Annotated in this window: 9 protein-coding genes; 3 read left to right on the forward strand and 6 right to left on the reverse strand. The window is 44.5% G+C overall.

The genetic code is table 11. The features are described 5' to 3' along the window. Nucleotides 1–213, forward strand: a 213-nt coding sequence (locus ACYQ8U_RS22550) for a type II toxin-antitoxin system RelE family toxin (RefSeq protein ID WP_459947813.1), incomplete at its 5' end; no start/stop codon positions are given. Further along, nucleotides 197–526, forward strand: coding sequence for a helix-turn-helix domain-containing protein (locus ACYQ8U_RS22555; RefSeq protein ID WP_459947814.1), 330 nt, complete (start codon nucleotides 197–199; stop codon nucleotides 524–526). The genes ACYQ8U_RS22550 and ACYQ8U_RS22555, both read left to right, overlap by 17 nt. 325 nt (nucleotides 527–851) lie before the next feature. On the opposite strand, the gene ACYQ8U_RS22560 is transcribed toward ACYQ8U_RS22555, so the two are convergent. Then, the gene (locus ACYQ8U_RS22560; RefSeq protein WP_459947815.1) at nucleotides 852–1,739 is read right to left on the reverse strand and encodes a DMT family transporter; all 888 of its coding nucleotides are present in this window, start codon (nucleotides 1,737–1,739) and stop codon (nucleotides 852–854) included. Nucleotides 1,740–1,867: 128 nt separating this feature from the next. Between ACYQ8U_RS22560 and ACYQ8U_RS22565 the strand changes: the two genes are divergently transcribed. Further along, complete coding sequence (locus ACYQ8U_RS22565; RefSeq protein ID WP_459947821.1) at nucleotides 1,868–2,737, forward strand: LysR family transcriptional regulator; 870 nt, start codon at nucleotides 1,868–1,870, stop codon at nucleotides 2,735–2,737. A gap of 164 nt (nucleotides 2,738–2,901) precedes the next feature. On the opposite strand, the gene ACYQ8U_RS22570 is transcribed toward ACYQ8U_RS22565, so the two are convergent. The 5 genes from ACYQ8U_RS22570 to ACYQ8U_RS22590 form a co-directional block, all read right to left on the reverse strand. Beyond that, nucleotides 2,902–3,300, reverse strand: a complete 399-nt coding sequence (locus ACYQ8U_RS22570; RefSeq protein ID WP_459947816.1) for an H-NS histone family protein — start codon at nucleotides 3,298–3,300, stop codon at nucleotides 2,902–2,904. A 335-nt stretch (nucleotides 3,301–3,635) separates the two neighbouring features. Beyond that, nucleotides 3,636–3,923, reverse strand: coding sequence for an integration host factor subunit alpha (locus ACYQ8U_RS22575; RefSeq protein WP_459947817.1), 288 nt, complete (start codon nucleotides 3,921–3,923; stop codon nucleotides 3,636–3,638). A 156-nt stretch (nucleotides 3,924–4,079) separates the two neighbouring features. Continuing rightward, entirely contained in the window at nucleotides 4,080–4,340 is a 261-nt protein-coding gene (locus ACYQ8U_RS22580; RefSeq protein ID WP_459947818.1) for a helix-turn-helix domain-containing protein, read from the reverse strand. Then, complete coding sequence (locus ACYQ8U_RS22585; protein WP_459947819.1) at nucleotides 4,330–4,575, reverse strand: hypothetical protein; 246 nt, start codon at nucleotides 4,573–4,575, stop codon at nucleotides 4,330–4,332. The genes ACYQ8U_RS22580 and ACYQ8U_RS22585 overlap by 11 nt, the downstream gene beginning before the upstream one ends. A 293-nt stretch (nucleotides 4,576–4,868) precedes the next feature. Further along, nucleotides 4,869–5,055 (reverse strand): hypothetical protein (locus tag ACYQ8U_RS22590; protein WP_459947820.1); only part of this gene is annotated, 187 nt, incomplete at its 5' end.

A 5,055-nucleotide genomic window follows, 5' to 3' on the forward strand; every position in this document is an offset into this window, starting at 1 on the left:
AACTGTTTTGTTGTAAGATCTCTACAAAATTCAGGAATAGTCTCATTGATTAAGGCTAGTATGCCCGATTGCCAGGGAGTTAAGGCCCTGACCAATCACCGGTATGGCTACCGGCTACGGGTCGGTCATTACCGGGTGCTGTTCGACTATGACGGCGAGGTGGGCATCGTCGAAATCCAGGAGGTTAAGAAACGCGATGAACGTACATACTGATATCCAAATCATCCACGACCGCAACGGTGCTCCCGCATTCGTGGTGCTACCTTATGCCGACTGGCTGGCCAGTCGCGACCGCCAGGAAAACCTTGTCCCCAACGAAGTCGTCAATCTCACCTTCGATCACGACTGGTCGCCGATGCACGCCTGGCGTGAACACCTCGGACTCACCCAGACCGAGGTTGCGGCAAGGGCAAACATGACACAGGGAGCCTACGCCCAGATGGAGAGCAGCGCCAAACCGCGCCGCGCCAGTCTGAAAAAAATAGCCAAGGCCATGGGGTTGTCTGTCGAACAGCTCGATTTCTAAACTGCAACCAATATCTTCCGTCGTCTTCCGGAGGGAATACTTTCCTGCTCCATTCCCGCAGTGCCGTTTGCCCGACACTACTTTCTTCTCGGGCGTTGAGGTTGGCAGGGTGACCCACATGGAAATTGTCCTTTCGCTGAAGTTTACACTACCGCTGTGACGCAAACAGGTCAGGAAACATCTTCTGCAGACCTCCCTGAGGGTTGTTTGATAATACCAGGAATCACCTTAAACAAGCCCATTGTGAATAGTCCCATCAATTTACTGACTGAGGCGGTTTCTGTCATCGTTCAGTCGGATGAACCAAAATTATCAGCTGCTCGTTTTAAACTCTATAGACCTCTTCCGACCCCTGCCCTATCTTGCCATACAGTTCACCAAACGCCGCGCCGCCGAATACCAATGCAGATCCAAGCCATTGCAAGGAGTTTAACGCTTCTCCTAAAAACATGGTTGAAAACACCAGTGCCGAAAGCGGTTCGAGGTAGCCACAAATTGCCACCGTCTGGACATTCAACTGGCCGATGGATGAAAAGTAAAAATAGCAACCAACACCGGTATTGACGATTCCAAGCAGCAAAATGGGCAGCAGATCCTCAAGGTCGAGATGAAGTACAAGCCCTTGCTTCAGGCCTAGAAAAACAGCAACCGTTACGAAGCTTATCAGCAGTTGCAACATCGGATTTTCCAGGCCTGTGATGCTCGCGGCTTTTTTATTGAAAACCACCATCACCGCATACAGGAATGCTGCCGATATCCCGTAGAAAATTCCCATGGATAAGGTTCCTTGTGACATTGAGTATCCGTTGATACAGACCATACCCAACACCACGGCAAAGAAACCCAGTAGTTTTACCACGGTCATTTTTTCTTTAAACAGGATCGGGGAAAGCATCATGACAATTACTGGCCCACAAGAATAGGCAAGAGTCGAAATGCAGACGCCAACCTGCACATACGATTCAAAGAGGCACATAAAAGATGCCCCCATTGCCATGCCGGACGTCACGAGATACAGGAAATGTCGTTTTTTGCTCCAGGCCTGCACTTTCTGCCTGGACAAGAAAAAGATCAGGATCAGAAAGAGGCTTCCGATCAATGTCCTGGTGAAGACTATTTCGTAGCTCGTCATGGAAATATAACTCGCGATTATTCCATTGGAGCCGAACAGAATCAAGGCGACTATGTATTTCAAAAAACTGGTGTCTTTCATTGTCCATCCCTCTTCAATTCAATGGTGTTAACGCATGCTCATGCCAAACTATCCTCTTGAAGAAAGAAAAAGAAAAGCGCATAATTCAGCTATCTATTATTCGAAATTCTAATAGGAGTGTGAAGAGTTTGGCCTTCCAAGATCTCCAGATTGACTGGTTGAAATGTTTCGTCGCCGTGGTAGATGCGGGATCCTTGTCGGGTGCTGCCCCAGGGGTCCACCGTTCTCAATCGGCGGTGAGCATGCAACTCAAGAAACTTGAAGATGCACTGGGTTGCCAATTGTTGGTTCGAGGCCCACGGCAGCATCAACTCACTGCCGATGGGCAATTGCTGTTGGGGTATGCTCGGCGATTGCTTGACTTGCATGCTGAAACCAAGGCCGCGTTTCTCGGTGAGGAGTTGACCGGTCGCATTCGCCTAGGTGTCCCGGATGACTACGCCGCCAAGTACCTGACTCCCGTCCTCAAACGTTTTGCTCCGCATCATGGCGGAGTGGAAATTGAACTGAACTGCGAGCAATCAACCTCGTTGATCCCTCGTATTGAGAGTGGCGATCTAGACCTAGCACTGGTCTCAAGGGAGAATTCCCGACAAGGAACCTTGCTGTTTCATGAACCGTTGGTGTGGGTAGGGTCCACCCAATTCCAGGTATGGAGGCGTGATCCGCTTCCTATTGCCGGATATGAAGCTGCCAGTCTTGCCAACCGCAGCGCCATAAATTCGTTGGCCTTGCAGGGGCGTCGATACAGGGTGGTGTACAACAGTTCCAGTTTGGCTGGTCAGATTGCAGCAGTTGAAAGTGGCTTGGCGGTGGCGGTACTAACCCAGTGCAGCGTACCGGACCACTTGGAAATTCTTGGAAGTAATCATGGATTAGGGCCGCTCGAACCTATGGAAGTTGCAGTTTATAGAAGTCTCGCCTCACAGGGGTCCGAGGCCGTGGACAGCCTGCATAATCTTCTGGTTAAGACGCTAAGGATATTTGCAACGACTTGATTATGAAAGTATTTCCGCCAGCAAGCTATCTTGTGGGTTGGACGTCATTATTGCTGGGCACTACGATTAGGGATGGGGTTTGAAGAAAAAAGATGAGGTCTTTTCATTTTCAGAACAACTTGCAATGAAGAGACCTCTGTTTTTTACTTTCTTACTTTGCAGGATTACTGATCAATGAGAAAGGTATCGAGAGATTCGCCGCTTTCGATACGGGCCTTAAAGGAGTTAGGCATACGCCCCTGCCCGGTCCAGGTAATATGCTCTCCCGCTTCATTCCAGATCTCATATTTTGGCTGACGCATTGTTTTTCTGCCCTGTTTCTGTGAAGAGTCATCAAGTAATTCATCTGGTTCAATGCCTTCTGTCACTAACAATTCACGTATCTTGCGAATTTTCTCATTTCTCTCGGCATTCTCGACCTCCGCTGCCTTTTCCTCGGCAATTCGATCATCTATAATTTTTTGAAGTTTGATTTTAACTTCTTCTAACTGCTCAACACCCAATTCTTTCAGTGCACTTTTAAACCGACGGGCATGGGTAATTATTCTTAAAAAATCATTCATCTACAGTCCTCTTTAATTATTATTAATTGGTATTTATAAAAATACTTTATAAATTATTTCCAACAATAATAATGTCCAATCATTTTTTCAAGGAAGAGATACAATTAATTCATCTTTAACTTCAATTCTTAACTTCATCCAGGTTCATCAATTTATTATCGCACATCGACAAAGGGGTAATAGACAGAGTAATAAAGCATTAAACTAACGTATATTTTACGCCAGAAGAAAACATGATAACCTTTCTTGGCGCTGTTTCAATTATCGTGCTACTCCAGGTTATACACAGTAAAGTTATACCCGTTCGCAGATCTTTAATGTGTATTTTTTCGATTTCAGGAACCGTTTACCTTATCCCTTAACGTGCCGGATGGTTTAAAAGTTATAACCCGTCTAGCCTCAAGCATGAGGTCATCACCGGTCTGAGGATTGCGTCCCCGGCGAGGCTTTTTATCCCTGACATTAAACTTTCCGAATCCGCTCAAGAGGAGATCTGATCCACTGATAAGAGCGTCTTTGGACAAACGAAGAAACGATTCAACCGCTTCGGCGGCCTGAGCTTTGGTCAGATTATCGTGCTTTTGATAAATTTGCTGAACTAGATCTGCTTTGGTAAGTGTCATTCATTCCTCTTTAAGTTGCTGAGATATCTTTGTATACCGTCTACGACGATCATATTCTAAAAATGGGAAAAGTAAAAGAAATCTGGGTAGTTCGGCTCAACTCACACACTTTCTTCTGTGTTTCACCAAAAATAGACCAATGGAGTACTAATATTTCTATTTGAAAACCTTTGGAGCTGGAGTATTTAAATGAAATCTCCATTGCACATATTTTTCTAGCAACCCCATCTCAACCAGGAAAGCTACCAGGCTTATCAACTCTGTATGTATGGCAGTTTCTCGTCGATGTCCGTTCTCAATTCTGGAAACTGCATCTTTACTCATACCCAAAATCATGCCGAAAAATGTCTGTTTCAAGCCTGTTCTTCGCCTTACATTTTTTAGGGTATGAGTTGATCCATATTTTTTATCTTCCATCAACAGCTTCTTCTTGTTTCGGCTCTAAATAATAAGAGCGATCTGCTGTATTGTATTTAAGGATAGTTTTAAAATACTCTGCCCGAACAAAACATATGTCCCTGTGTGCTGTTCTGGTGGAGATATCAAATTTAGCAGCTAAGTCGCTGCAATTAAACAGTTGACCGCTTAACAAATTGTTTTTTATCCAATCTATTCGTCTTACAATTGAATATCGATCATCCGTCTTATTCATTAAAAAGCCTTTAATAATTTTAGAAAAAAAAACCTGTTAACCGTGCCTCAGCTTCCAATTCTTGACGAATCGCATTTTTTGCAGCAATAAGCTCCTTTTCTTGACTGGCCATCTAAAATTGACCAGCAAAGCAGGGTAGTGATTACCGAAAATTGATTACCCTGAGTAAGACCTTGCTCTTGGAGTTCATTGCAAGTTCAACGCAGAGTTCTTCAAGAATTTTTTCATGCTTCTCTTCGGCCCGAAATGAGAACGCCATGAATTTCTCTCCAAAAATATGATATTAAAATATATTAATTATCATTATATTTTATTTTTTTTATATCAATATTTTTTCTTTGAAAATAATCCCGAAAAACCTGTTCAGTGAAATAGGATAGATTTCCGGCCGAATTTTCTCTTATCGTTTCAAGAAGATCGAAAGGTAATCTAACAGGCAACGCTCCTTTTTTGGGCCCAACTGGGCGTCCCCTTCCCTGC

Source organism: Desulfocastanea catecholica (assembly GCF_054657295.1).

What these genes read in the sequence shown, in the direction of transcription:
- ACYQ8U_RS22555 (WP_459947814.1), top strand. Translation starts at nt 197, where the DNA reads ATGAACGTACATACTGATATCCAAATCATCCACGACCGCAACGGTGCT.
- ACYQ8U_RS22560 (WP_459947815.1), bottom strand. Translation starts at nt 1,739, where the DNA reads ATGAAAGACACCAGTTTTTTGAAATACATAGTCGCCTTGATTCTGTTC.
- ACYQ8U_RS22570 (WP_459947816.1), bottom strand. Translation starts at nt 3,300, where the DNA reads ATGAATGATTTTTTAAGAATAATTACCCATGCCCGTCGGTTTAAAAGT.
- ACYQ8U_RS22575 (WP_459947817.1), bottom strand. Translation starts at nt 3,923, where the DNA reads ATGACACTTACCAAAGCAGATCTAGTTCAGCAAATTTATCAAAAGCAC.
- ACYQ8U_RS22580 (WP_459947818.1), bottom strand. Translation starts at nt 4,340, where the DNA reads ATGGAAGATAAAAAATATGGATCAACTCATACCCTAAAAAATGTAAGG.
- ACYQ8U_RS22585 (WP_459947819.1), bottom strand. Translation starts at nt 4,575, where the DNA reads ATGAATAAGACGGATGATCGATATTCAATTGTAAGACGAATAGATTGG.